Consider the following 26,327-nt stretch of genomic DNA (forward strand, 5'->3'; position numbering starts at 1 on the left):
AAAACTATTGCTTCAAAAATCGTATCAGTTATCGTACAGGTGCTGAATTCCGGTTACCAGTTCCGGCTCATGCAGCATGGCGTCATCCAGGGCAAAAAGTAGCACATCCAGTTTCTCCCTGACGTCTATCCAACCACAAATCCACTTCTTTGCGCCTTCATCCGAAAGCAGCCGCGCCTGGTCAGCGTAATAGGCAGGTGCGAAATTAGGAAAAACAGCAAACATTTGTGAGCCATACCATTTGTTTCGGATCGCCACCTCTCCCATTGCAATATTGGGAAGCGTGTAAACAAACAGCGACGGGCTGGGCAAACCGTTGTTTCCATAACTTTCCTCGAATTTCAGATCGGTGTCACTGCTGGATTCGGAGTTTGCGAAAAGCATTGCTGGGTCATCATCGGCGTCGCCGGCCAAATCCGGGCAATTCGATTTCAGGATCTCTACGCCCAGAAACGCAGCTTTTGCAAGCAGGTCCATTTTATAAAACTTCGGGTAATCCAACGCAAGGCCTTTATAGGCAGCACCAAGATTTTCGACCGGATCATCACCCGAAAACGGCTTCAGGAGCTGCCCGTCTACAAAAACACCACGGTTGGTAATTCTACACGAAGCCGTTATCCGGTTCATAGACTTTGAATAATTAATGCTGCATTTCCGCCTCCAAACCCGGAGGCGGTTTTCAGGAACGTCCCGCTTTCCGGCGCTGTATTCTTTGTCAGGATGTGAAGATTTTTGGACGTTCCGGGATTTTCAAACCCCTTGCTGGCAGGAACTATGCCATTTCTCAGCGACTGCAGGCACGCGGCGGTTTCAATTACACCGGCGGCGCCCAAGGTATGGCCCCAATAGCCTTTGCTGCTATTTAACGGTGTAGCTTCAAGCCCCATCCGGTCAAAGGCAATGGCCTCCATCTCGTCATTGAATTTCGTCCCCGTTCCATGCGCATTGATAAACCCGATTTCACTTTTTGGAATGGCAGATTTCCGAATTGCGGCTGAAACGGCCCTGACCAGCCCTTCTCCTGTTCGGGAGGGGCCCGAAATGTGGTTGGCATCGTTGGCGTCGGCACCGGCCAGGAAGCGTGCCGGACGCTGGCGGAACGCAGACATTTCGGAAGATACCACAACCGCGCCGCCGCCTTCGCCCAGACTGACACCGGAGCGGTCAAGATCGAAGGGCCGGCAAGGCCCTTCGCTAACGGCATACAGCGACTGAAAACCGTAAAGAACAAAATCCGAGACAACGTCGCACCCCAGCACCACTACGTGACGGTAATGCCCGGCTTTTACCATCCGGGCCGCGCAATTGATGGCAAGAACACCGGAAATACAGGCGTTGGATATTACCATAGGCGGATTGGCAAGGGTGTACCCGGCAACCAGTTCCGTTAACGGACCTTGAAACGGATTCCGGATATCCCCCGGCAGATCGCCTTTCGTAGAACTAAGCATAACCAGCGTATCGGGTGAAGCCAGGAGACGGGCGTCCCACCCCTCAACGAGCGCTGTCAATATACGTTTAAGAATTGCGCGAAAACTCCCGGCCTCAGCGGATTCGAACCGGCTTATGTGCACATCGCTTCCTTTCCAACCGGCTTCCCTGTGCAGCCTGATACCCGAATTTCCGGCTAAAACCGCCTTAAAATTGGTTGACGCCGATTCACCGAGCGGAGAAACGATCACTTCTGCACCTACGTAAACCTCCTGTCCCATCTACACCTTATGCGCCTCTTTCCACGCCTGATAAAACGGTGGGCTCAGCAACTCCAGCTCACGCGTTTTTTGAGAGACAAAAACCTGGGTAGTGGTGCCGACAGCGGCTGTTTCACCGGTCGACAGGTTGACCACCCGGTAGTTGAAAACGATTTTGGCGGTTCTCACCGGTACATACTCCGTTATCACCCTGATTTTCTGACCGTAGAAGACGGACGCCTTAAAATCAAGCGAAGAATGTACGATGGGAATAAAAAAGCCTTCGTCAGCGACTTTCAGGTAAGGGATATTGAAGGTTTTCCCGAAGTGCTCCCTCCCGTCTTCGAAAAATTTCAGATAATTGCCATGCCAAACCACGCCCATAGCGTCAGTTTCACTAAAGCGTACGTCTAAATCTATTGTTGAGGTTAGTCCCGGGTTTGTACTGTTCATTTTTCAGATCACCAGCTTTATTTCACCTTCCAGCAGCTTCCGGTCCTCGTGATAAACCTCGCCCCGGATCATCACGACCGGCTCCAGCCGGTGTGTTACGCGTACATGCGTAGTAATACGATCGCCTACCCGGGGCAGTCCAAGGACGTTTACCCGTGAAATGGCGCCAATATAGCCAATTTTAGGCTCCTGCCCATTCTTCATCCCGTTGAAGCCAAACCCGAGCGCCGCGCTCTGCGCTATATTTTCCAGCAGCCCCGACTCCTGGAAGATACCGTCCCGTGTAAGGAGGTTTCCTTCGGGAATTTCAAACTCCGTCACGAAATGGTCTTCCGAAGCGCTTATCAGCTTACCGACCTGCACAAAGGGACTGCGATGCGGAATCAGCGACAACCAGTCCTGTTCAACGATTGTTTGCTTGTTCAAAATAAGGAAAATAGTTAAACCATTGTTCCGGATTATCCTTCACGCGGGATTCCAGTTCTTTTACAAACGCCCCCGCGATTTCCGAGGGCGAGAACTTACCTGTTACGGGTGACGTTGCGCTCAGATGGTATACAAAATTGCTTTTTTTCACACCAAACACAAAAGTAACGGGCGCATTAAACCTGGATGCAATCAAAAACGGCCCCAGCGGGAAGCGGGCAACCCGGCCCAGGAATGGAAGCTCAAGATATTTGGCACCTTCCAGGTAACGGTCCGCGTGAATGGCCACAAATTCGTTGTTTTTCAATGCGCCATTGATTTTCACGACATGCGTGAGATCGTTTTTTATGGCGATAATCCGGAACCTCGGCCCGCCTGTTTTTTCATGAAGATAGGCTTTGATCGCTTCAACTTCGGCGTCGAGCATTACCACGTTAATGGTGGGTGTTACCCTGCCTTTGAGCAAATTCCCGGCCGTTTCCCAATTACCGAGGTGAGCGCTGATCAGGATACCGCCTTTCCCGGCCTCGCGCATGGCGATCAGGTAGTTTTCATTTTCAAAAGAAAGGGTAAACTGGGAGGCTTTGCCCACCAGGAAATACATCCGGTCGACCAGGGTCTGAGCGAAAGTATAAAAATTCCGGAAGACAAGCCGGTTAACCGCCCATCCCTGCAGGCCAAACCCCAGTCCGTAGAACTGTTTTAGCGCTTTGCGCGCCTTTCCCGAAAAAATAAAATAGTAAAATGATATAAACCGGAGAAGCAGGTATACAAAACCTACCGGCGTATTGCGCACACAGGAAAGCAAAATCCGGTACCCGAGCAGTGTCCCTTTTGTCCTGCCATCCCAATTACTCATTCCATTACAGCGAAGAGCTCACCGCCACCGGTGCCAGCCTGGAGGCCACAAACCGATAAAAATCCTGGAAAGTGACGATAGATTTAAAATCCTCTCCAGTGACTTTAATGTTAAAATTTTCCTCAATCAGCACCACTAAATCGACGTAGTCAAGACTATCGAGGTCCAAAGTTGCTTTAAGGTCACTTTCCGGCTGGATCAAATTCTTATCTACCTCAAACTCCTCAGACAGAAAATCTTTGGTCGTCGTCACTATTTCCTCAATGCTCATGTTCAATTTTGGCAACATTATTGACACACAAAAATAGGCAATTTTGTTAATTTACTTAAATCCCCCCTTATTGTTTTTGAGCCAACGGAATACCTGAGTTAGCGGCGGCAATTTTTCTACCGCATCAAACGGTACCGAAGGCGATTTATTTTTAACCCGATGGCGGAAAAAATTACCGGATGATATTTATTGGAAATAAAATCCGGGCTCCCATCTAATTTATATTAAATTTGACCATGTAACGTTTTGCCACTCATACGAACAAATTCATGCTGCGGATTTTAGCGACCCTGACCCTGCTTCTGACTTCCAGCCTGGCCTTGCCCGCGCAGCGCGCCTCGCTCTTCGATGGTAAAACGCTAACGGGATGGCGGGTATCGGACCCGCAGTTTGCCAGTTTATGGTCGGTGGAGAACGGTATGATTGTCGGTGGAAGCGCCTCAGAAAAAATCCCTGCCAATAACTACCTGGTATCGAACAAGGCCTACAAAAACTTCGAATTCAGGTGTCTGTTCAAACTGGATGGCGATCCGGCAACCGGCATGATCAACAGCGGTATCCAATACAGGTCGGAAGTGAAAGGCCAGAACATGGTTGGCTACCAGGCCGATATCGGTGACGGCTACTGGGGAGATATTTATGACGAGCACAGGCGCGGAAAACTGGTGTCGGGCAACCTGGCAGCACTCAAAGAATTGCTACGTCCCGACGGCTGGAACTCCTATATTGTCAGGTGTACCGGCAACCGTCATGAACTGTATATCAACGGTATAAAAACGGCTGATTACGAAGAAAAAGAAAAAGGCATTCCGGGATCCGGCATCATTGCCTTCCAGGTACATAGCGGCGGCAAGGCACGCATTTTTTTAAAAAATATTGAAATAGAGACCTATCCTGATTAAACATTCACCCGTTTTGCCACAGCGAAGTCCCTCTTTTCAAACAATAGCTGTACATGCATTCCAGATTAAGTAAAGGCCCGGGCATCGTGATCATCGGCTGCTTTGATACCAAAGCCGAAGTTTTTGCACTTCTCTATGAGGAGCTATCCCGCCTGGAGCGTAAAGTCATTACCATCAACACCGGGATCCTGGGAAGCACCGGGTTGTTCCCGGTCCATTACGAAAACCATGAGCTGGCCGAACTTGCCGGAAGCAACCTGGCAGAACTGGCCGGAGCAGGGAACCGCAACCGGGCTGTGGAAGCGATTTCGCTGGGGGCAAAACGACTGCTCGAAGCATTATCAACCAGTGCGGAAGGCATAGCCGGGGTGATCGGCATGGGCGGCGGCGGCGGCTCCTACATCGCCATGCAGGCCATGCAGGGAGTTCCGTTTGGAATTCCAAAAGTCTGTATCTCAACATTGGCCACCAAAGATGTAAGTCACCTGGCCGGCATCAAGGATATTGTCCTCATCCCGTCAATTGTTGATGTTGCCGGCAGAAACAGCATCATAGAGGCGTTGATCAAGCAGGCGGCCCGGGCAATAGATGCTATGGCCCGGGCCGTTGTAACCCCCGATACCGCCAGGAAGCGGGTGGCGGTGAGTATGTTCGGCAACACGACAAAATGTGTTGAACGGTGTACCTCGCTTCTCGTCGAAAGCGGTTTTGAGGTGCTGCCCTTTCATGCCAACGGCAGCGGCGGAAAGGCAATGGAGACCCTGATCAGAGGCGGGTATTTTTACGCGGTACTGGATGTAACCACTACCGAGCTGGCCGATGAACTCTGCGGCGGCATTTGTAGCGCCGGTCCTGACAGGCTCACCGCTGCGGCAGACCTGGGTATTCCGCAGGTGGTGATACCCGGTTGTCTCGACATGGTTAATTTCGGCGCGCCGGAAACGGTTCCGCACAAATACCATGACCGGCAGTTTTACAACTGGTCGCCCGATGTGACGCTTATGCGCACCAACTTTACGGAAAATATGGAATTGGGAAAAATTTTGTCCCAAAAAGTCCTGAGAAGCAAGGGACCTGTATCAGTGATGCTGCCTACCGGGGGAATTTCGGAAATCGACCGCCCGGGAAACGACTTTCACCAGGAACGCTCCAACAAAAAGCTTTTTGATACCATTATCGAGAACCTTTCAGGGAAAATACCGCTAACCCAGCTCCCCCTTCACATCAACGATCCTGAGTTTGCTGCTGCAATTGTAAACGAATTACTGACGATTGCTGCTTCCAGGGCTTAGCTGTTCCGGTTATTATTTATGCACTTTGCCGTTGCTTCCATCATTAGATCGGGAGGGGATCTTGTCTTTTGTCAAAAGAACACTTAATCCCGTTTCCACTTCTATACCGCACCGCATGCACCGTTCAGTTTACCTGCTGCTTTTCGCCTTACTTTCAGCACCCGTTTCAGGCAAGGGGCTTTTTGTTTCCGACAGTTCCAGAACCAGGAACTATGTGTTGGAAAGCACCATGCTCGGCTATTTCAAAAAAGACGGCATGCGAAACCCGACACTTAAGGCCAACAAAGGCGACAAGGTCCGGATTATGATTGTAAACGGTGAGCTCATGCCGCACGACCTGGCCCTGGAGAAACACCAGGTTCAAACCCGGCCGGTTCTGGAGAAAGGTGATACGGCTTCGATAGAATTCATTGCCCTGCAGGATGACGTGTATTACTGTACCATACCCGGCCACAGGATTGCGGGTATGGCAGGAAAGATAGCGATCGTAGAAGGGGCGCTTACCAACGTGGCGGAGGTAGCGGGAGAAATTCCGCTACAAGAAGGGCGCAGGATGAACCTCAACTTCGAAACCGGGGATTTCACTGACTGGACAACCGAGGGTTCGGGATATAAACCCCTGATGGTCCACCAGGACCCTTCCCCCGATCATGACGAAAAAACTCAACTCGGTATAGGCGGCCATTATGCTTTTTCTTCGGGTGGAACCGCCCATTACCGCCAGACCGGCGTCCTGGTATCTGCTCCGTTTAAGGTGACACATCCGTATGCTTCTTTCCGGGTTTCGGGGGGTGCGCTTGAAGATACGCGTGTAGAACTTACAGAAGAGGGCGGCACTGTTCCGTTCTTTTCTATTACGGGTTCCGGCCGGCTCCCGCTGCAGCCGGTTGTCGTGGACTTAAGAAAATGGAAAGACAAGCTCATACGGATCCGCCTCGTCGACCAGGAAACCGGGATTTCAACCATTCCTTACATAAAAGATGACAAGTCTGCTCATCTTAACTTTGATGATTTCCTTTTTCATACGACCCGGCCGGTCTTCGAAAATGAGCTTAAAAAGGAAGACATTATCGCCCTACCGCCGGTAGATGTTATCAAATATGCTGGGCTCTCTGGCCGGGATGCAGCTAAATACATGACGGCGCCCGAAGGTTTCAAGGTGACTCTGGCAGCTTCCGAACCTGAAATAATCCGGCCGATCAGTTTCACCATAGACGCAAAAAACAGGCTTTGGGTAGCGGAAGGCCACACTTATCCGGTCAAGGCCAAAGAAAATGAAGGCAAAGACCGGATCCTTATTTTTGAGGATACCGATGGCGACGGCACGCTCGATAACCGGAAAGTATTTATGGAAGGCCTCAACCTTGTAAGCGGTATTGAGTTGGGAATGGGCGGGCTTTGGATAGGTGCAGCGCCGCACCTGCTATTCGTACCGGTCGATTTTTCGAAAGATCAACCTGCAGGCCCCGCAAAAATATTACTGGACGGCTGGGGTTACCAGGACACTCATGAAACGCTGAACAACCTTCGGTGGGGACCCGACGGCTGGTTATACGGCGTTCACGGTGTATTTACTCATTCCAAAGTCGGCAAGCCGGGCACGCCGGAAGCCCAAAGAACACCGCTTAATGCGGCAGTCTGGCGCTATCACCCCGTGCGTCATGAGTTCGAGATTTTCTCGCATGGCACGAGCAACCCGTGGGGGATCGATTTCAACGACTACGGGCATGCCTTCATTACCGCGTGCGTGCTTCCGCATTTGTACCACGTAATCCAGGGAGCCCGCTACCAGCGCCAGGGGGGCAAACACTTTAACGAGTTTACCTTCGACGACATTAAGACCATTGCCGATCATGTGCATTGGGTAGGAGACCGCGGGCCACATGCCGGCAATTTCCGGTCAGCAAAAAAAGGCGGGGGTCATGCTCATGCCGGCGCCATGATTTACCTGGGCGGATCTTGGCCTGAAGGCTTCAGGAACAAGATTTTCATGAACAACATCAACGGCGCCCGGCTCAATGTGGATTATCCGAAGCGTTCCGGTACCGGGTACGTAGCGAGTCATGAGCCCGATTTCATGGAGATGAACGACTCGTGGTCGCAATGGCTTAATATGCGTTACGACGCCGGCGGATCGGTTTATGCTATTGATTGGTATGATAAAAACCAGTGCCACAGCCCGAACCCGGATGTACATGACAAGACCCTCGGCCGGATTTTCAAACTCGCGCATCAGAACGACAAAGCAGTAAAAGTCGACCTGTACCAGGCAAAAAATGAAGAGTTGATAAAAAACCTGCTGCATCCCAACGAGTGGTTTGTCCGGCAGTCCCGGCAGCTATTGCAGGAGCGGGGCATTTCGCGCAAAGAGCGGAAGACACTCCTGAAAATGATGGGAGAAAGCACCGACATCCCCCGCAAGCTGCGTATTCTCTGGACCCTGCACGTTACCGGCAGCCTGACCGAGCAGGACTATATCGGCCTGCTGGCATACGAAAATGAATACATCCGGAGCTGGGCGATCCAGCTGGGCACCGAGCTGTTTCCCGCATCGGTAAAATGGACGGAAGCATTGACCGCTCTTTCCCGCCAGGAAAATCCGCCGCTGGTCAGGCTGTACCTGGCGTCCGCACTGCAACGGCTGCCGGTTGCGGCCCGTTGGGGGGTACTTGCCAACCTGCTTCCTTTGTCCGGCGATGCCAAGGACCAGAATCAACCCCTGATGTTGTGGTATGCATTTGAGCCTGCCGTGGCTGAAAATCCCGGAAAAGCGTCAGCACTCGCGCTGAAAGCCGCGGCGCCTGAGATGCTCTCTTATGTAATCAGGCGGTTGAAGGCAGTTGAAGGGGCACCGGCAAAACGTGCGCTTCAGCACTTAAAAACAAACCTGGAAAGCCAGGGGCACCGGTACCACCGGGAACTGGAGCTGCTTGCAGGAAAAGAATAAAGCAGCTATACTCTTTTTAAAACTTCCATACACATCCTGGAATTGTGATAAGGGCATTTCCAGAAGCTGATTTTATTGCCATTAGCCAATGTATAGTCGTCATTGACGCCGGTGAACCATTCCCCGCCCTTCAGGTCCAGGATGTATTTGCGGGTAAAAGCCCACATCTCCTGCATGCGGGTAAGAAATACCGGGTCTTTCGTTATCTGCCAGGCGTTGAGATAACCTACGATGGCTTCGGCAAACACCCACCATTCGCGGTGTTTGTCCCAATGCCCGTTGTCGGGGTTGTATTCGTAGTAAAGGCTTCCATCGGGCGCCAGGCCGGCAAAGGTTGCCCGGGCCATTTCCACCGATTTTTTGCGCCACTTTTCGGACACCGCCTCCTGGTGCAGTACTTCGGCAGATTCCAGCAACAGCCAGGAAGCTTCTATATCGTGCCCGAAGGAGACGCTGCGGGACAGCGGTTTCCAATCCATAGTGGCATATAAGACCATTTGGCTGGTTTCCGGGTGAATGATATGCCGGTCGAACGCTTCCAGCAGTCCTTCAATACTTTTTCTGAGCCTGATATCGGGCCAGACGTGGTAGAGATTCACGTAGGCTTCAATCACGTGCAGGTGCGTGTTCATCGTTTTCGGGGCATTTAAGCCGCCGCCGCCCAAGCGCATGTCGGACAAAGGCTCCCAGCTTTTCGAGAAGGCCTCTATATAGCCCCCCGATTCATGGTCATAGCTGAACTCCTCCAGCCGTTCATAGATTTCGGTGGCGAAAGCAAGCGCTTCCACGTCATCCGACACCGCATGGTATTCGCTTAACCCGTAGATCGAAAAGGCCTGCCCGTAAACGAATTTGGGGGTTTGCGCCGGACTTCCATTCGCCCTTACCGCCCAATAGGTCCCGCCATTTTCATGGTCATAAAAATGATCGCGCAGGTACGTATAGGCTCTTTTCGCCAAATCGAGATAAGCCGGCTTTTTAAGAACCCTGTATGCAGCCGAGAAGGTCCAGAGTATCCTGGCATTGAGTACACCGCCTTTTTCGGCTTCGGGGTAACGCTTGCCGTCGTGATCAATTCTGCCGATAAACCCGCCATGCTGGCGGTCCGGGGCATTGGTCCCCCAATAGTCCAGTATCCGCGAAAGCTCCGTCGCCATTTCTTCCCTGAATTTGGTTAAGTCTTCCATAGCGTGGGGATTTCGGGATTTATTACTATTTAGTCCTGGCTATTCATGCAACCATTTCATGTTATCGAGCTTGATTTCCTCCTTATCCAGGGTCAGGAATTCTTCCCAGAAAGGATCGAGCGGCACCCCGGCCCGGCATAGGACCGGCTCCTTTTTGACGGGGTGCTCAAAGAACAACCTGCGTGCATGCAGGTTAATATTGTTTTCTGGGTTGAATTTCGGGAACCCGTATTTCACATCACCGCGGATGGGGCACCCCATGTGCGCGAGCTGCGCCCGGATCTGGTGCGGGCGGCCGGTGATGGGCGACACCTCCAACAGGTGAAATTTATTGACTTCACCCAACCAACGGTAGGTAAGCTCAGCTTTCTGACTCCCGTCAACCTCACGGTCAAAAACCTCCACCTGGTTACGTTTCTCGTCTTTCACCAGCCAGTTCACCAGCTTTCCGTCCTTGTTATCCGGCTTTCGGCCTACCACCGCCCAATAAGTTTTTTGAATTTCCCTTTTCCTGAAAATGGCATTCATACGCTCCAACGCCTTCGACGTCCGCGCAAAAACCACCAGTCCGCTCACCGGCCGGTCCAGGCGATGCACCGGATGCAGAAAAACCTCTCCAGGCTTTTCGTATTTGTCCTTCACATAACCTTTCAGGAAATCCACCAGGCTTTTATCCCTTGTACCGTCTCCCTGTACCAGCACGCCTGCGGCCTTGTTGACTATTAATAAATGATTGTCTTCGTAAACGATCTGATAAGGCCTACCCCTGCTCATTCTTCCGTTTCTTTTATGTTACTGCCTTTAAAATTTGCACAAAGGTAACGCTTATTGTGCAGGAGATAACGGTAACCTCACATAATACGCAGCGAGGACTCCCTGATGACGAGCTCGGAAGGCAAGACCAGGTTTTCCGCACGGGCATCTTCGTTTCTCATCACCTGTCTCAGGAAGAGGCGTGACGCCTCCTCTCCTATCTTTCGCCCCGGCCTGGAAACGGTAGTCAGCGACGGGTAGATGTAGGCTGCAATGGGCGAATTATCAAACCCGACGAAAGCCACGTCCTGCGGGATCCGGAGCCCTTTATCGATAGCCACCCGCATGGCGCCGATGGTCACCTGGTCGTTGACGCCAAAGATACCGTCGGGCGGGTTGCTCAGTCCGAAAAGACGTATTGTTGGCACGATGGCGCTTTCTACTTTGAAATTGGTACCCATTATCAGGTCTTCATCCAGTGGGATATTGTACCGTGCCAGGCAATCCCGGTAGCCTCTCAGGCGTTGTTCAGACACCGTAAGGCCCTGCGGCCCCTGCAAATGCGCAATACGCCGGCACCCCATCTGAACAAGATGCTCCACGGCCGAAAACGCGCCGTGATAATCGTCTACCATGACACGGTCTGCGGTAACACCTTCATATTCCCGATCTATAAAGATGAGCGGTATTCGCCTGGAAAGCACCGCCTGCAGGTGTTTGTAATGCCCTGAATCATAGGTTTCCTGCGACACCGACAGAAATATTCCCTCCACACGGTTGGAAAGCAATTTGTTGATATGCTCTTTCTCCAGCAGATAGCTTTCGTTGGTCACGCAGATATTGAGCGTATAGCCCAGCGGCTGCAAAACGGAATGAAGCCCTTCCATCATTGCCGATTCGTAGTAAGCGCTGACCGTAGGGACAACCACCCCCAGCGAATCGCTCTTCTTATTCAGGAGACTGAGCGACAACTCATTACGCTGATACCCTACCTCCTGCGCATACTCCTGGATATTTTTGCGGGTATCCTCGTTGATGGCGGGATGATCGTTCAATGCGCGGGAAACCGTTGACGGTGAACAACGGAACCTCCTGGCAATATCCTTAATGGTAACCGGCCGGTCTGATTCTTTTGCCATTGGTGATTAGATCATCAACTGTCGTTTCCTGTTGTCGAGCCACGCCTCTATTTCAGTCAGGCTCAGCGCATTAAATGTACTCGCTTTGGTCAATCCGCCTTTTCGTCCCACCGTAACGCCGTACCGCATGTCGTGGTAACCGGCAGTTTCGTGCGCGTCGGGGTTGATGCTAAGCAGCACACCTTTCTCCATACAATACTGGATCCATCGCCAGTCAAGGTCAAGACGCCACGGGCTTGCATTGATTTCAAGCACCACATTGTGTGCCGCACAGGCGTCGATAATTACTTTATGGTCGACCTCATAACCCGCCCGGGAAAGTAAAAGCCTGCCGGTAGGGTGCCCGAGTATGGTCGTAAAAGGGTTGGCAATTGCGGTCAGCAATCTTTCCATCGCCTTGCTTTTGGTCATGGTCAGGTTGCTGTGGACCGAGGCTACAACATAATCGAACCCGGCCAGTACGTCGTCGGTATAATCCAGCGAGCCGTCACCGAGAATATCGGATTCAATTCCCTTCAGGATTTTAAAAGGCCGTCCGCCGTCGGTCGCATATTGCGTGTTCAAAAAGTCGATTTCCGACAATTGGGCAGACACACGCTCCGGCGTGAGGCCGTTGGCATAGGCCGCACTTTGAGAGTGGTCGGCAATTCCCAGGTATTCAAACCCAAGCTCCCGGCAATAATCCGCCATTTGCTTCAGCGTATTGCGACCGTCGGAATAGGTACTGTGGTTGTGCAGGATCCCCCGGAGATCTTCCCAGGTCACGAGCTCATTTGCATTCCGGCTTTCAGACCAGCTCCACTCGTGAATACCCTCCCGCATTTCGGGGACAATAAACGGAAGGCCCGCCGATTCGTATATGGTTTCTTCGGTTTCAAAATTGTTCCTGCTCACCAACTGGAAGAGGCTTGTTCCGTCAACGGCCCTCCTGGAGAGGTGGTCGGGGCCGGCAGAATCGAGAAACAGCTCGGATGCCAGGCGTGCGGGCGCCACTACCCTGATATCTACGGGCAGGGAAGAATCACGCAGTATGCCGCGCCAGATAAAGGGGCTTGATTCTTTCTCGTTTTTAACCAGGTCTTCCACTCCATCCAAAACCCGCTGAACGCTCACGGGTGAATCGGCCCCGATCAGGAGGCTGATCCGGTCAACAATCTCGGCTCCGCGCCTTACGTCGCCTGAAATCGCAACGCTGCTGAAATGTTGTTCGAGCTTTTCTTTTAATTTCCCGGCCAGGTAAGCGCCTTTATCCATCCTTACCTTGCCTTGCTGATTTTTCAGGAAAGCTATGGATTCCAGTATTTTCTGCTGGGTGCTGCCGCCAAAACCTTTGAGCTTCGCCACCGATCCGTTCAGACAGGCTTGTTCAAGCTCATAGACGGTTTCTATCCCCATTTCCTTCCAGATAACCTGGATCTTTTTGACACCGATCCCCTTGATCCTGAACATCTCGAGCACACCTTCCGGGGTGGTTTCCAGCAATACCTGAAGCTCCGGGAATGTTCCCGTATTCACAATTTCTATAATCCTGGCGGCGATACTCTTGCCCACTCCCTGAAGTTTAACCAGCTCGGCCTCCGTCATTTCGGAAAACGGCCGCTCATTGAACTTGTCAAGATAATACGCCGCGGTTCCGTAAGATTTAATTTTATTGGGGTCCCCGCCGTGAAGCTCCATCAATTTGGCGCTCAGATCCAGCAGTTCAACAATATCTTCGTTGGTCATTTATTTGTCGGGTTTGTATTGACGTACAACTTCTGATGCAAAGCTAAAATTAGGAAATTACCGCTAATTTTGTTTAACATGAGAATTCTATTGATCGAAGACGACCCAACCCTGAATGGCAATGTCAAAGAGGCGCTGACCGCCGAGAGAATGCTGGTCGATAACGTGTTTGACGGTTTGCTGGCGGAGCGCATGCTGCAACAAAATACATATGAATGTGTAGTAATGGACATCAATCTCCCGGGGAAGTCCGGCTTTGATCTTTGCAGGCAGTTCCGCACCTACAATTCCAGGACACCCGTTTTAATGTTAACGGCTTTCAGCGAGCTGGAAGACAAGATCAAAGGCTTTGATTGCGGCGCCGACGACTATCTTACCAAACCGTTTTTCATGCGCGAGCTGATCCTGCGCGTTCAGTCACTCACTAAAAGAAGCCGGATAGCAGATGACAACCAGGTGGATGACCGGGTAACGGCAGGTGACATCACGATTGACCGCCGGCAGAAAAAAGTATGGCGGCAGGGGACAGAGGTAGAGCTGACACCAAGAGAATACCAGATTCTCCTGCGCCTCGCGGTTACGCCCGGGGAAATCGTTTCCAAAAATGAACTGATCAGCGAAATCTGGGGCGGCATTGCAGGCTTTAATACCAATACCGTCGAAGTGTATGTAAATTTCCTTCGCAATAAACTGGACAAACCTTTTAACAGGACGACCATCCGGACCAAAGTCGGATATGGCTATTTTCTTGAGGTGTGAGGTATGAGGGGTGAGGTGTGAGCGCGCATCCCTCTCATCCCTCAAGCCTCACACCTCATAGCTCACACCTCCCTCATGAAAATCAGGAACAAAATACTAATCTACTTTTCGAGCACGGTCATTGCGCTTACGGCGGTGTCGTTTGCGGTGGTTTACCTGCTTTTTGCCGCCAATCGCGAGGAAGAGTTCCAGCAGCATCAGAGCGAAAAAATTACCCGCACCATCCGCATGCTTGCCGAGTATAAAGAAATGAGCGAGGAGCTGGCATTCCTGGTGGATGAGCAAACCCTGCATGACATTTACGATGAAAAACTGCTCATATACGACGGTCAGAAGGACCTGGTTTTTGCCAGTATAGACAGCCTTCCGATTCGCGATGCCCGCCATATCCTGCAACAACTATCACCGGCAGTCAGATGGATCGAAAGCAGGGAAGGCGCCTATGACCTGGTTGGGGTCTACACCGAACACAATCACAAAAGCTACTACGCCATCAGCAAGGCATTCGACAGCCTGGGTCATTCCAAGATGGAGTTCCTGAGAAACGTGCTCATTATCATGTTCTTTTCCATTTCCATCGTAGTAGTAATGGTATCTCTTTATCTCTCCAACAAAATCGCCAGGCCGATTACATCACTGGCGGAAAGCCTCAACAATTATGATCTGAGCCGTGAAAAAGTTTCGGAACTGAGCGCCGACACTACTACTTTCGAGCTGCTTTACCTGACCGGCCGGTTCAACGAATTACTGAAAAGAACCAACAAAGCCTTCGCCTTTCAGAAACATACCATTCACCACATTTCGCATGAGCTCAAGACACCGATCGCGGTACTGGTTTCGGAGCTGGAGCGCCTTTCCACGAGCCAGGATCTTCTGGCCATCCGGTACGGGCTCGGGCAACAGGCCGAGAAAGCCAAGCTCCTCGGCGAAGTAATCCAGGTTTTGCTGGAAATCTCCAAAATTGAGTCCGGCCAGGTAATTCTTAAACAGCCGACCCGACTTGACGAAGTTCTGTTTGACCTGATCGACGAACTGAGCCTGATCTACCCGCAGGTCAGGATCGCGATCCACTATTTTCCTACCGACATTGACGACAAAAAACTAACGCTACAGGTCAACGAAATATTGATTCGTCACGCCTTCCTGAACCTTTTGGCCAATGCGGCCACCTACGCATCTGACCACCAGGTCGAAATCAGGATAGACGGCTCCCGCCCGCAGCAACTCTCCATCCGCTTTTTTAACAACGGCGAAACCATCCCGGAAGAGGAGCAACAGTTTCTTTTTCAGCAATATTTCAGGGGCCGCAACAGCCTTCCGCACAAGGGATTCGGCCTCGGACTGGTGCTCACGCAAAAAATAATCGCGCACCACAACGGCACCATCCGGTATCATGCAGGTACCGAGCCCGCCAATGTTTTTGAGGTGACGCTGCCGATTAACCCTTAAGTTAATTTTTATCCTTTTTAAGCCAATTTTAAGGTTATCGTTCAAAAATTTGCACGGTAGATACGTCCTATTGTACAAATTATGCGCGTTGCAGCTTCCTGTCTGATTTCACTTTTTTCCGTTTTAATCCCCTTGCTTTCAGTGCGGGCGCAGGACACCCTCCGGCTCACCAAAGCGGCCTGTGAAGCTAAATTTCTCAGTGAAAATCTCCTGTTGCTGGCGGAAAAGCTGGAAATCCCAAAAGCCGAAGCCCTGGTTCAGCAGGCCCGGCTCTGGCCCAATCCTCAATTTACGCTGGACCAGGTAAACCTTTGGGCAACCCGGTCACAAACGGGCGGCAACGAGGTAGTTCCGCCGCTATTCGGCAACTTCGGAAAAAACCGCCAGTTCGGGGCTGAAATCGAACAATTGATCCTGACGGCCCGGAAACGCGGGAAACTGATAGCGGTCGAACAGGTAAAGGTAGATCAATCGCTCGCCTATTTCGAGGAACTTCTCCGTAACCTCAAACTGGAACTGCGCAAGGACCTCATAGAATTGCAGCACCTCCAGCTCCGGGAAACCACCTACCAGAAGCAGTTGGAGGCAGTCCGGCAATTGCTGGCCGCCTATCAGCGACAGGTGCAGGAAGGCCATATACCGCGCAGCGAGTACGTCCGGCTCAAATCGCTGGAACTGGAAATACTGAAAGGCATGAACGACCTGGAACAACAGAAAAATGAATCGCAGAGCGCCATCCGGCAATGGGCCAACATCCCGGCGGACCGCTTTTTAATCGTGTCGGAAGACGGATTCCGTATTCCGACAGCAGCGCTTCCGAAGGTTAACTTCCCCGAAGTCATGGAAGAAGCCAAACAGAACCGGCCGGATCTGCGCGCCAGCCTGCTCGACCATACACTGGCGTTAAAACAAATGGACTATGAAAAGGCCCGGCGTACCCCCGACCTGACGATCAAAGGAACCTATGACCGGAACGGCAACGCCATGCTCAACTTTTTCGGATTAGGAGCTTCGATTGACCTTCCGGTCTTTGACCGCAACCAGGGCAATATCCGCCGTGCGGGTATTGTTGCCGAACAGGCGCAGAAGGTGTCCGATTATCAAACCCGGAAAGTGGAAAATGAAGTCTCGCTTGCCTACAGGAACCTGTTGAGCGCCTACCACATTGCATCCAGAATTGAGGAAGGCTATGAAGGCGCTCTTGATAATATGTTGGGTGCCTATACCAAAAATTTCTCGAATCGGAACCTGAGCATGCTCGAATTCCTGGATTTCATGAATGCCTACCTGGATAACAAACAAACCATTCTCGAAACCTACAAGTCCGTGAACGAACGGTTGCAGGAACTTAACTACGCGGTCGGCCGCGATCTGTTGTAAGGTGTGAGGTATGAGCAGTGAGGTATGGGGCGCTCATCCCTCACCGCTCACGACTCACACCTCACACCTCACACCTCACCCCCATTTCATAATTAGACACTTCAGAATGCTTCGCAAATTCCCCTTTTTACTTATTGTGCTGGTGATCGGCATAGCTGCCTGCAGCGAAAAAACGGAACACCGGGAAACCGCCCCTGAAAAACCGGAAACTTACTGCCTGGACTCCGCTTTCAAATCCCGGCTAACGTTTGCCCAACCTGCTTTCGGTAAAGTTTCGGAGTCCATTCACCTTACAGGCTCCATTGAGGCCAACCCCGACCGCGTGGTCTCCTTCGTCAGCCTGGTAAGCGGTGTCGTTACGAGCGTAAACTTTTCAATCGGCGACAAAGTCCGGCAGGGACAGGTGCTTGCCGAAATGCAAAGCACAGAGCTTTCCGCCCTGCAGTCGGAGCTGACCACCTTAAAATCAAAGATCGAGCTTGCTGAGAAACGGCTTAAATCAGTAAAAGGCATGTTCGCTGACGGTGTATCGTCGGAGCGGGAACTTATGGAAGCGCAAAGCGACCTGGCGATTCTCCAATCTGATCTGGCCCGCACCTCGGCCAACCTCAACCTTTACAGCGCCAGCGTAACCCGGGGTGTTTTCCAGATACTGGCGCCGGCAAGCGGTGTGATTACATCCAAATCGGTCACCGCGGGCAGCCGGATTTCACCCGACTCCGGCCCGCTGTTCACGGTCTCGGACCTCAGCCAGATCTGGATACTGGCCAATATACATGCAACCAACGTGGCCCATATCACGGAGGGAATGGGGGTTGGCATCACCACGCTCTCCTATCCTGATGAGCAATTCAAAGGAAAGATAACCAATATCAATTCGGTCATGGACGAAGAAGCCAAGGTATTGAAAGCCAGAATTGAGCTTCCGAACAAAGACATGAAACTCAAGCCGGGGATGCTGGTGGACATCAACGTTGTCAAACCCGTGGACCGCTCAGCATGGAGCCTGCCGACCAGCGCCCTCGTGTTCGACGATAACCGGAATTATGTGGTTGTCTATCAAAATGATTGCCGGCTCGCCATCAGGAAAGTTGAAATCATCGCCCAGGACGAGGCAACTACCTACCTGTCAGAAGGACCGGACAGCACGGAGTCCGTCATTACCAGGAACCAGCTCCTGATTTTTGAACAGTTGAAGAACTTCCAAAACTAAGGGAAATGCAAAAATTTGTGCAGGGAATAGTCGCTTTTTCCCTCAAAAACCATGTAATTATCTTTTTTGCAACGGCCTTGCTCGCCGTGGTCGGGGTGATCAGCTACCTGCATACACCTATCGAAGCCTTTCCCGACGTGACCAATACCCGGGCGCGGATCATCACCCAATGGCCCGGCCGGAGCGCGGAAGAAGTAGAGAAGTTTGTGACCTTGCCCGTCATGAAGGCCATGAATACCATCCCGAAAAAGTCGGAAGTACGGTCGATTTCCTTGTTTGGCCTTTCGGTTGTCACCGTACTTTTTGAGGAAAACGTAGAGGATTTTTATGCCCAGCAGTACGCATCCAACCGGATGCAGGGGATCGAACTTCCAAACGGAGCAGATGCCAGCATAGAGCCGCCTTACGGGGCTACCGGCGAAATTTTCAGGTACGTTCTGAAAAGCAAACGACCGGTATCGGAACTTACGGCTATACACGACTGGGTGATTGAACGTGAAATTCTGGCAGTCCCGGGCGTATCGGACGTAGTGAGCTTTGGCGGCGAGGAGAAAATCTACGAAATCCAGATCAACCCTACCGAGCTCGCCAATTACGACCTTTCGCCGGTAGACGTATTTGAAGCCGTCGAAAAGAGTAACCTGAATGTAGGCGGGGACGTGATTGAAAAAGGAAACCAGGCCTATGTGGTACGCGGTGTCGGACTGCTGGAAAGCGTGGCGGATATAGAGAATATCATGATCGAGGTAAGAGGCACCACGCCCATCCTCGTCAAGCATGTGGCGGAAGTGCATGTTACTGCCAAACCCCGTATCGGGCATGTAGGCCTGCAGGATGAAAATGACCTGGTTGAAGGCATCGTCATGATGCTGCGGGGCGAAAACCCCGGGGAAGTAATCCACGCGCTAAAGGACAAAATTGCCGACCTGAATGAACGCATCCTCCCGGCCGATGTTAAGATCGAGCCCTTCGTTGACCGTACCGAGCTTGTTAATACTACGGTCCACACGGTGAGCAAAAACATTGTGGAAGGAGTTGTATTGGTGTCGGTTATCGTATTTATCTTTCTTTTCAACTGGAGAACCACCGTCATCGTGGCGTCAGTCATCCCGTTGTCCTTCCTTTTTGCCATTACCATGCTCCGCATACAGGGTTTGCCGGCCAACCTCATTTCAATGGGCGCCATTGATTTTGGCCTGCTTCTCGAGGGGACCCTCGTTATTGTTGAGACGGTCTTTGTGGCTATGGAAAAGAAAGCGCACCACCTGGGCATGGAGCGTTTTAACCAGATCAGCAAAGCCGGAATTATCAAGAAAAGCGCCGGGAGCGTGGCGTCATACATCGTATTTGCCCAGATTATACTGATTGTCGCTTTGCTTCCTATCTTTTCGTTCCGGAAAGTAGAAGGGAAAATGTTCTCGCCCCTGGCTTATACCCTGGGCTATGCGCTCGCCGGCTCACTGCTGCTCAGCATCACCTATGTCCCGGCCATGTGCAAACTTTTACTCACCAGGGACATTGTGGAAAAGGAGAATTTTATCTCCAGGTTTTTCAAGAAATACCTGTTTAATCTTTACCTCCTGAGCAACAGGAAGAAAGCGGCCACCTTAATCGGGTTTGTGGTACTGCTGATCGGGACGACGGTTGCCTTCATGAACCACGGTACCGAGTTCATTCCCAAACTCAACGAGGGTGCGCTGTACGTAAGGGCTACCCTTCCCAACAGCATCAATATCAAGGAGTCGACGCGGCTGGCTAATGAAATGAAGGCCAAGCTCCGGGAATTTGACGAAGTAAAATTCGTCCTCAACCAGGTGGGGCGCCCTAATGACGGGACGGATCCCACCGGCTTTTTCAACATCGAGTTTCATATTCAGTTATTCCCGGAAAAAGACTGGAAACGACACCTCACCAAAGAAGAACTGGTAGAGGAAATGCGTGGGAAACTGCAATCGTATCCCGGTATTGTTTTCGGTTTCAGCCAGCCGATCCAGGACAACGTAGAAGAGTACGTTGCAGGGGTAAAGAGCTCGCTGGTAATCAAAATTTTCGGCGATGATTTATTTCAACTGGAAAAGATGGCCGACAGTGTGGCGTCCAGTATCCGCGATGTGCCCGGCATCAAGGACCTCAATGTCTACCGGAATATCGGCCTGCCGGAGCTGCGCATACAGCTGCATGACCACAAGCTGGCGCGATACGGCATCGATATTGCACATGCCCAGGCCGTTATTGAGATGGCGATCGGAGGACGGGCCGCCACCAAATTCTACGAAAATGACCGCATTTTCGACGTACGGGTCCGCTTCATGGAAGACTACCGTAGCAACGATGCCGAAATCGGCGAAATATTGATCCCCGCAAAAGACGGGAAAAAGATCCCGCTCCGCGAAATCTCGACCATCGGCTACCTCACCGGCCCCACTTTCATCTACCGGGAAGGAAGCAGCCGGTACATCGCCATCGGGTTCAGTATTGAAGGCCGTGACCTGGGAAGCACGATTGCTGAGGCCAAGGCAAAGGTGGAGAAAGAAATTACCCTCCCCGCCTCCAATAAAATGGTCTGGGCCGGCGAGTTTGAAAGCAAGGAACGCGCTACGGGTCAGCTTGCCGTTATCGTCCCGGCCGTGTTGCTGCTGATCCTGTTTCTCCTTTATTTCAACTTCGGCAATCTCAAAGACACCCTGGTGGCGGCCAGTACCATCCCGTTTGCATTTATCGGCGGATTTCTCTCACTCTGGGTCACAAACACCATTTTCGGTATTTCAGCAGGGATCGGGTTCATTATACTCTTTGGTGTAAATACCATCAACAGCATTATCCTGATCGCGGTGATGCGGGAAAACCTCCGGAAGCAGCCCCTTGCAGAAGCAATTTCCAACGGGGTATACAGCAGGATTCGTCCGATTGTGATGATTGCCTTGATGGGGTCAATGGGCTTGCTGCCCGCCGCTTTGTCCACCGGGATGGGATCGGAAATCCAGAAACCGCTGGCCATCATGATCGTCGGCGGACTGATTATTTGCATGTTGCTATCGCTTACGGTATTGCCGCAGGTATTTTACTGGGCCTACCGGAAAAGAAGTAGATAACGGAATCATATCGATCCGCCCGCGTTTTCCGTTATTTTAGCATTACAAATTGACGGTGTATGAAATTAAATCGCTTTTTCGGGTACCTGGTTCTCATGTCACTGGCCGGCTGTGACCCGAAAGTCAATCCTGCCGGTCTGCCCGCTTTCCGGTCAACGCCTGTGGAACATACCCTGGCAGAGGGGCTGCTGGAAGGAGCGTCGGGTATTGTGGATGCCCGCAACTTTTCAAACGCTGTTTGGGTGCACAATGACCATGACCCCAGCCTTTATCTGCTGAGCCACGACGGAAAACTCCTCAAAAAGCTACCTTTCCGCGGCACCAGCCGCGACTGGGAAGATATTGCACTGGGTCCCGGGCCGGAACAGAACCGGAATTACATTTACATAGCCGAGACAGGCGATAACCAGCAGGTATACGACCGCTACCATATCTACCGTTTCCCCGAACCCGTTGAAAGCCAGGAACGGATCGACAATTATGACGACATTCCGTTTACGTACGAGGACGGCAAATATGATGTAGAAGCCGTAGTGCTTGACCCGCAGACCAGGGACCTGTATCTTTTCACGAAAAGAAGCCTCACTGAAGCCCGGGTTTATAAGCTGGCCTACCCGCAAAAAGTGGGAGAAAACAATACGGCAACTTTCGTTAAAACAATACCCTACGGCTTTCTGACCGCTGGTGATGTCTCCGCCGACGGGAAAGAAATTCTCCTGAAAAACTACGCGAGTATTTTCTACTGGAAAGTCCGGAACGGAGAAACCATTCTCTCCGCATTGGACCGCAAACACGATCTGCAGCCTGCTTACGTACTAGAACCCCAGGGCGAAGCCATCTGCTTTGACAAAAACGCCGGCGGTTTCTTCACCATCAGCGAAAAAGGAAATGGCAAAACTCCCGTGAAGTTGTATTATTATGGGAAGGAGTGAAGGGGGGAGAGAGGTCGGAAATCAGAAATCGGGCTTTTACTACGGTGTCGATTTCTGATTTCTGATTTCCGGTTTCTGATTCCCGATTTCCGATTCCCGATTTCCACTCAAAAATCCTCGTCAAAGGCAATCTTCGTCGACTCTTTTTCTTTGGTATTGCTCATGACGCCTGCTTTTTGGTAGTCTCCAACGCGTTTTTCGAAGAAGTTGGTTTTACCGGGAAGGGAGATGAGCTCCATAAAATCGAACGGGTTGGCGGTACCGAATGGTTTACGACACCCGAGACGTTCGAGCCAGAAATCGGCTACGTACTCTATATATTGCTTCATCAGGTCGGCGTTCATGCCGATCAACGATACCGGAAGCGCTTCGGAAATAAACTCTTTTTCTATTTCAACAGCGTCCAGGATGATTTCAAGAATGCGTTCTTCCGGGAGTTTATTGACAATATGCTGGGTGTACAACAGGCATGCAAACTGGCAATGCAAACCCTCGTCGCGCGATATCAACTCGTTTGAGAAGGAAAGCCCGGGCATCAGACCGCGCTTTTTCAGCCAGAAAATGGAGCAGAACGAACCGGAAAAGAAAATACCTTCAACAGCGGCGAAAGCGATCAGTCGTTCGGCAAAATTCGGGCTTTCGATCCATTTCAGCGCCCATTGTGCTTTCTTCTGCACGCATGGGATCGTATCGATTGCACGCAACAGGTGATCTTTTTCAACAGGATCCTTGATATAAGTATCTATCAATAGCGAATAAGTCTCCGAATGGATGTTCTCCATGGCAATCTGGAAGCCGTAAAAACATTTTGCCTCCGCGTATTGAACCTCGCTCAGAAAATTCACGGCCAGGTTTTCATTGACAATCCCGTCAGAAGCCGCAAAAAAAGCAAGCACATGCGAAATAAAATGCCTTTCGCTCGGCGTCAGTCCTTCCCAATCCTTCTTATCCGGTCCCAGATCTATTTCTTCAGCCGTCCAAAACGACGCCTCATGCTGCTTATACAATTGCCAAATGTCGTTATGCTTAATTGGAAAAAGCACAAATCTCAAGGGGTCTTCGACCAATAGGGGCTCGGTTGCTGGAGTTGGTTGTGACATAACTTTGTAACGGTAGATATTTGTAAAAACAAAGCTAGGGCATAATCCCTCCAATATCAAACCGGAACGAATCACACCTCCAAAGAATACACCATTATCCTAAACACAAAAAATCAAACACCTTTCAAATAGGCACTTACCTTTTAAACTTCCTATTAAAGTACAAATATGTTTCTTTTTACCGCTGCCTTCCTGCCTGAATCTGCTCCAGGTTGCGGCAGAGTGCAGGTTAAATCTCCCGCTACCTGCACCCAATCACTTCAGAGGACTTTTTCATAGCAACCGGAGATCCGTCGGCTCCACTGCGTTCCGCTCAGGATGACCGTCCGGTAGATGCGCTACCATTGACAATACTACAGATGAAGGCGCTCCCACCGGACGGTCATCCCGACCGCAGTGGAGGGATCTCCCGCTCCCGGTACCCAATCCTTTAAATAGAATTCTTCTAACAACAGGAGATCCTTCGACTCCACTGCGTTCCGCTCAGGATGACCGTCCGGTAGATGCGCTACCATTGACAATACTACAGATGAAGTCGCTCCCACCGGACGGTCATCCCGACCGCAGTGGAGGGATCTCCCACCCCCTTCACCCAATCCTATAAATAGAATTCTTCTAATAACGGGAGATCCTTCGACTCCACTGCGTTCCGCTCAGGATGACCGTCCGGTAGATGCGCTACCATTGACAATACTACAGATGAAGTCGCTCCCACCGGACGGTCATCCCGACCGCAGTGGAGGGATCTCCCGCTCCCGGTACCCAATCCTTTAAATAAAATTTTTCTAACAACAGGGAGATCCTTCGACTCCACTGCGTTCCGCTCAGGATGACCGTCCGGCAGATGCGCTACCATTGACAATATTACGGATGAAGGCGCTCCGACCGGAGGGTCATCCCGACCGCAGTGGAGGGATCTTCCCCCCCTGCACCCAATCCTTTAAATAAAATTCTTCTAACAACAGGGAGATCCTTCGACTCCACTGCGTTCCGCTCAGGATGACCCTCCGGCAGATGCGCTACCATTGACAATATTACGGATGAAGGCGCTCCCACCGGACGGTCATCCCGACCGCAGTGGAGGGATCTCCCGCTCCCGGTACCCAATCCTTTAAATAGAATTCTTCTAACAACAGGAGATCCTTCGACTCCACTGCGTTCCGCTCGGGATGACCGTCCGGGAGGTAGCCTCCGGCTACTATTGACTTCCATTGACAACATCTATTTGTCATCTCCACTCCAAGGTATTTCGGCAAAAAACTTTTTCCTTAAATTGACAGACGATCTATCAAACCAGAGAAAAAACATGCAGATTATACTCACGGCAACTGCTCAGTCCGCCCCCTTGTTGTTAAAGCTAATCAGTTCCGACTCCCCGCCGGAGCATCCTGTATTTTCCGGCAAAGCAGGAGAAATATGGTGGGCAGGCACCGGCGAGCTCTGGCTGGGCACCGGCAGCAAGCCTGATGCCCCCGCCCTACGAAAACTGGTGAGAAAACTCTTTCATAGCCGGAAAAGTGCGTGGCCGGAAGCGATCTCAATTGAGGTAAGCGGCCTGCACGAAGCCGAACTTGAGTCGGTTGTTAACGGCGTCATTACTGGGGGATACGACCTGCAACTCTACAAAACAAACCCGGTCGCGATAAGCCCCTTGTTCGGGGCGAACGGCAGGCTTTTTCTGGTCACGGGCGAAAAGAAAACACAAAGACTCTCTGAAATTATTACAAAAGCCTCCGCAACCGCTGAAGTCCAGCTCAGGATAATGGACCTCATGAACGCGCCGGGCAATAAGAAGACTCCCGGCACCCTCGCCAAATGGGCTCTCGAATCAGGCGATAGTTATGGCTATTCAGTCAAGGTATTCGACCAGACCGAACTTCAACACTACGGGTTTTCGGCACTTTTGGCCGTTAACCAGGGGAGTACAGAGGATGCCGCCATGATTGTAATGGATTACCATCCCGAGAAATCCCGCAAGACGGTAGCATTGGTCGGAAAGGGCGTCACCTTCGATACGGGAGGAATTTCAATAAAGCCCGGCAACAATATGCACCTTATGAAGAGCGATATGGGCGGCGCGGCGGCGGTGTTAGGAACAATAGAACTGGCAGCGAGGCTTCGCCTGCCCGTCCGGGTCGTCGGGATTATCCCGGCAACCGAAAATTGCGTAGACGGCGCTTCTACCAAACCGGGAGATGTAATTGACTCCTATTCAGGCAAAACAATAGAGGTAATTGACACGGACGCCGAAGGCAGGCTTATCCTCGCGGACGGGCTCAGTTACGCCGTTCGCGAGTTCAAACCTGACCTGCTGATTGACCTTGCCACACTGACCGGCAGTGTTATCCAGACGCTCGGTTACCACGCAGCCGGGCTTTTTACGCAAAATGACGCGCTGGCGGCCGCTCTCGAAAATGCAGGCGCCGCAACCGGCGAGAGAATCTGGCGCCTTCCCCTATGGAATGACTATAACGATGAAATCCAGTCGGACATAGCCGATGTCAAAAACTTTCACGGCAAGCCGCTCGCCGGTGCAATTGTCGCTGCCAAATTCCTTGAGGTATTTACGGATGAGCACCCCGCCTGGGCGCATCTTGATATTGCAGGTATGGCATTCGGAGACACCGATCTGGTCCCCGGCAGAGCGGGTACCGCCTTCGGGATAAGGCTCCTCCGGCAATTTCTCGAAAACCTGGACTAAACATTTTACAGTCAGCAACTTGCTTCTTGCCGTTGTTTTTTCTTTATTTTAGTCAA

At 51.5% G+C, this 26,327-nt stretch carries 25 protein-coding genes; 10 read left to right on the forward strand and 15 right to left on the reverse strand.

Annotation, left to right across the window (positions count from 1 at the left end; all coding sequences use genetic code 11):
* Positions 1–24 precede the first annotated feature (24 nt).
* Genes ABD852_RS13775 through ABD852_RS13800 form a run of 6 tightly spaced genes read right to left on the reverse strand, consistent with a single transcriptional unit; the run spans position 25 to position 3,700 of the window.
* Positions 25–627, reverse strand: a complete 603-nt coding sequence (locus tag ABD852_RS13775) for a hypothetical protein (protein ID WP_345029831.1) — start codon at positions 625–627, stop codon at positions 25–27.
* Positions 624–1,712, reverse strand: coding sequence for a beta-ketoacyl synthase N-terminal-like domain-containing protein (locus tag ABD852_RS13780; RefSeq protein WP_345029833.1), 1,089 nt, complete (start codon positions 1,710–1,712; stop codon positions 624–626). The genes ABD852_RS13775 and ABD852_RS13780 overlap by 4 nt, the downstream gene beginning before the upstream one ends.
* Positions 1,713–2,144 (reverse strand): acyl-CoA thioesterase, encoded by a 432-nt coding sequence (locus tag ABD852_RS13785; protein ID WP_345029835.1) that lies wholly within the window; start codon positions 2,142–2,144, stop codon positions 1,713–1,715.
* 3 nt (positions 2,145–2,147) lie between these two features.
* Positions 2,148–2,570, reverse strand: a complete 423-nt coding sequence (locus ABD852_RS13790) for a hotdog family protein (protein ID WP_345029837.1) — start codon at positions 2,568–2,570, stop codon at positions 2,148–2,150.
* Positions 2,548–3,429 carry a lysophospholipid acyltransferase family protein gene (locus ABD852_RS13795; RefSeq protein ID WP_345029840.1) on the reverse strand — a complete coding sequence of 294 codons (882 nt, stop codon included), beginning with the start codon at positions 3,427–3,429 and terminating at the stop codon, positions 2,548–2,550. The genes ABD852_RS13790 and ABD852_RS13795 overlap by 23 nt, the downstream gene beginning before the upstream one ends.
* Before the next feature lie 4 nt (positions 3,430–3,433).
* Positions 3,434–3,700, reverse strand: coding sequence for an acyl carrier protein (locus ABD852_RS13800; protein WP_345029843.1), 267 nt, complete (start codon positions 3,698–3,700; stop codon positions 3,434–3,436).
* Between the two features lie 269 nt (positions 3,701–3,969).
* Between ABD852_RS13800 and ABD852_RS13805 the strand changes: the two genes are divergently transcribed.
* From ABD852_RS13805 to ABD852_RS13815, 3 genes are all read left to right on the forward strand, one after another.
* Positions 3,970–4,602, forward strand: coding sequence for a 3-keto-disaccharide hydrolase (locus tag ABD852_RS13805; RefSeq protein ID WP_345029844.1), 633 nt, complete (start codon positions 3,970–3,972; stop codon positions 4,600–4,602).
* Positions 4,603–4,655: 53 nt separating this feature from the next.
* The gene (locus tag ABD852_RS13810) at positions 4,656–5,894 is read left to right on the forward strand and encodes a Tm-1-like ATP-binding domain-containing protein (protein ID WP_345029845.1); all 1,239 of its coding nucleotides are present in this window, start codon (positions 4,656–4,658) and stop codon (positions 5,892–5,894) included.
* A gap of 115 nt (positions 5,895–6,009) precedes the next feature.
* Positions 6,010–8,841: a PVC-type heme-binding CxxCH protein gene (locus ABD852_RS13815; protein ID WP_345029848.1), complete on the forward strand. Its 2,832-nt coding sequence runs from the start codon at positions 6,010–6,012 to the stop codon at positions 8,839–8,841.
* A 5-nt stretch (positions 8,842–8,846) separates the two neighbouring features.
* Here ABD852_RS13815 and ABD852_RS13820 read toward each other — a convergent pair whose 3' ends face one another.
* The 4 genes from ABD852_RS13820 to ABD852_RS13835 form a co-directional block, all read right to left on the reverse strand.
* Positions 8,847–10,028: an AGE family epimerase/isomerase gene (locus ABD852_RS13820; RefSeq protein ID WP_345029850.1), complete on the reverse strand. Its 1,182-nt coding sequence runs from the start codon at positions 10,026–10,028 to the stop codon at positions 8,847–8,849.
* A 39-nt stretch (positions 10,029–10,067) separates the two neighbouring features.
* Positions 10,068–10,802: an RluA family pseudouridine synthase gene (locus tag ABD852_RS13825; RefSeq protein ID WP_345029852.1), complete on the reverse strand. Its 735-nt coding sequence runs from the start codon at positions 10,800–10,802 to the stop codon at positions 10,068–10,070.
* A gap of 77 nt (positions 10,803–10,879) precedes the next feature.
* Entirely contained in the window at positions 10,880–11,920 is a 1,041-nt protein-coding gene (locus ABD852_RS13830; RefSeq protein WP_345029853.1) for a LacI family DNA-binding transcriptional regulator, read from the reverse strand.
* 6 nt (positions 11,921–11,926) lie between these two features.
* Positions 11,927–13,645, reverse strand: coding sequence for a PHP domain-containing protein (locus tag ABD852_RS13835; protein WP_345029854.1), 1,719 nt, complete (start codon positions 13,643–13,645; stop codon positions 11,927–11,929).
* Positions 13,646–13,723: 78 nt separating this feature from the next.
* Here ABD852_RS13835 and ABD852_RS13840 point away from each other — a divergent pair, with 78 nt between their 5' ends.
* The 6 genes from ABD852_RS13840 to ABD852_RS13865 all read left to right on the forward strand — a co-directional run bounded on the left by ABD852_RS13840 (position 13,724) and on the right by ABD852_RS13865 (position 22,470).
* Positions 13,724–14,404, forward strand: a complete 681-nt coding sequence (locus ABD852_RS13840) for a response regulator transcription factor (RefSeq protein ID WP_345029856.1) — start codon at positions 13,724–13,726, stop codon at positions 14,402–14,404.
* 75 nt (positions 14,405–14,479) lie between these two features.
* Positions 14,480–15,853: a sensor histidine kinase gene (locus ABD852_RS13845; protein WP_345029857.1), complete on the forward strand. Its 1,374-nt coding sequence runs from the start codon at positions 14,480–14,482 to the stop codon at positions 15,851–15,853.
* A gap of 141 nt (positions 15,854–15,994) precedes the next feature.
* On the forward strand, positions 15,995–17,233 hold the full coding sequence (locus ABD852_RS13850; RefSeq protein WP_345029858.1) for a TolC family protein: 1,239 nt from the start codon (positions 15,995–15,997) through the stop codon (positions 17,231–17,233).
* 106 nt (positions 17,234–17,339) lie between these two features.
* Positions 17,340–18,446, forward strand: coding sequence for an efflux RND transporter periplasmic adaptor subunit (locus ABD852_RS13855; RefSeq protein ID WP_345029859.1), 1,107 nt, complete (start codon positions 17,340–17,342; stop codon positions 18,444–18,446).
* Positions 18,447–18,451: 5 nt separating this feature from the next.
* Positions 18,452–21,538, forward strand: a complete 3,087-nt coding sequence (locus ABD852_RS13860) for an efflux RND transporter permease subunit (protein ID WP_345029860.1) — start codon at positions 18,452–18,454, stop codon at positions 21,536–21,538.
* 59 nt (positions 21,539–21,597) lie between these two features.
* Positions 21,598–22,470, forward strand: coding sequence for a PE-PGRS family protein (locus tag ABD852_RS13865; RefSeq protein ID WP_345029861.1), 873 nt, complete (start codon positions 21,598–21,600; stop codon positions 22,468–22,470).
* A gap of 107 nt (positions 22,471–22,577) precedes the next feature.
* Here ABD852_RS13865 and ABD852_RS13870 read toward each other — a convergent pair whose 3' ends face one another.
* From ABD852_RS13870 to ABD852_RS13890, 5 genes are all read right to left on the reverse strand, one after another.
* Positions 22,578–23,570, reverse strand: coding sequence for a ribonucleotide-diphosphate reductase subunit beta (locus ABD852_RS13870; protein WP_345029863.1), 993 nt, complete (start codon positions 23,568–23,570; stop codon positions 22,578–22,580).
* 353 nt (positions 23,571–23,923) lie between these two features.
* Complete coding sequence (locus tag ABD852_RS13875) at positions 23,924–24,085, reverse strand: hypothetical protein (protein WP_345029864.1); 162 nt, start codon at positions 24,083–24,085, stop codon at positions 23,924–23,926.
* A gap of 83 nt (positions 24,086–24,168) precedes the next feature.
* Positions 24,169–24,426 carry a hypothetical protein gene (locus tag ABD852_RS13880; protein ID WP_345029865.1) on the reverse strand — a complete coding sequence of 86 codons (258 nt, stop codon included), beginning with the start codon at positions 24,424–24,426 and terminating at the stop codon, positions 24,169–24,171.
* 8 nt (positions 24,427–24,434) lie between these two features.
* Positions 24,435–24,596: a hypothetical protein gene (locus ABD852_RS13885; protein ID WP_345029866.1), complete on the reverse strand. Its 162-nt coding sequence runs from the start codon at positions 24,594–24,596 to the stop codon at positions 24,435–24,437.
* 8 nt (positions 24,597–24,604) lie between these two features.
* The gene (locus ABD852_RS13890; RefSeq protein ID WP_345029867.1) at positions 24,605–24,802 is read right to left on the reverse strand and encodes a hypothetical protein; all 198 of its coding nucleotides are present in this window, start codon (positions 24,800–24,802) and stop codon (positions 24,605–24,607) included.
* A gap of 74 nt (positions 24,803–24,876) precedes the next feature.
* Here ABD852_RS13890 and ABD852_RS13895 point away from each other — a divergent pair, with 74 nt between their 5' ends.
* The gene (locus ABD852_RS13895) at positions 24,877–26,271 is read left to right on the forward strand and encodes a leucyl aminopeptidase family protein (RefSeq protein WP_345029868.1); all 1,395 of its coding nucleotides are present in this window, start codon (positions 24,877–24,879) and stop codon (positions 26,269–26,271) included.
* Positions 26,272–26,327: the final 56 nt, after the last annotated feature.

The sequence above is a fragment of the Ravibacter arvi genome (assembly GCF_039540405.1).
In the GTDB taxonomy this organism is placed as follows: domain Bacteria; phylum Bacteroidota; class Bacteroidia; order Cytophagales; family Spirosomataceae; genus Ravibacter; species Ravibacter arvi.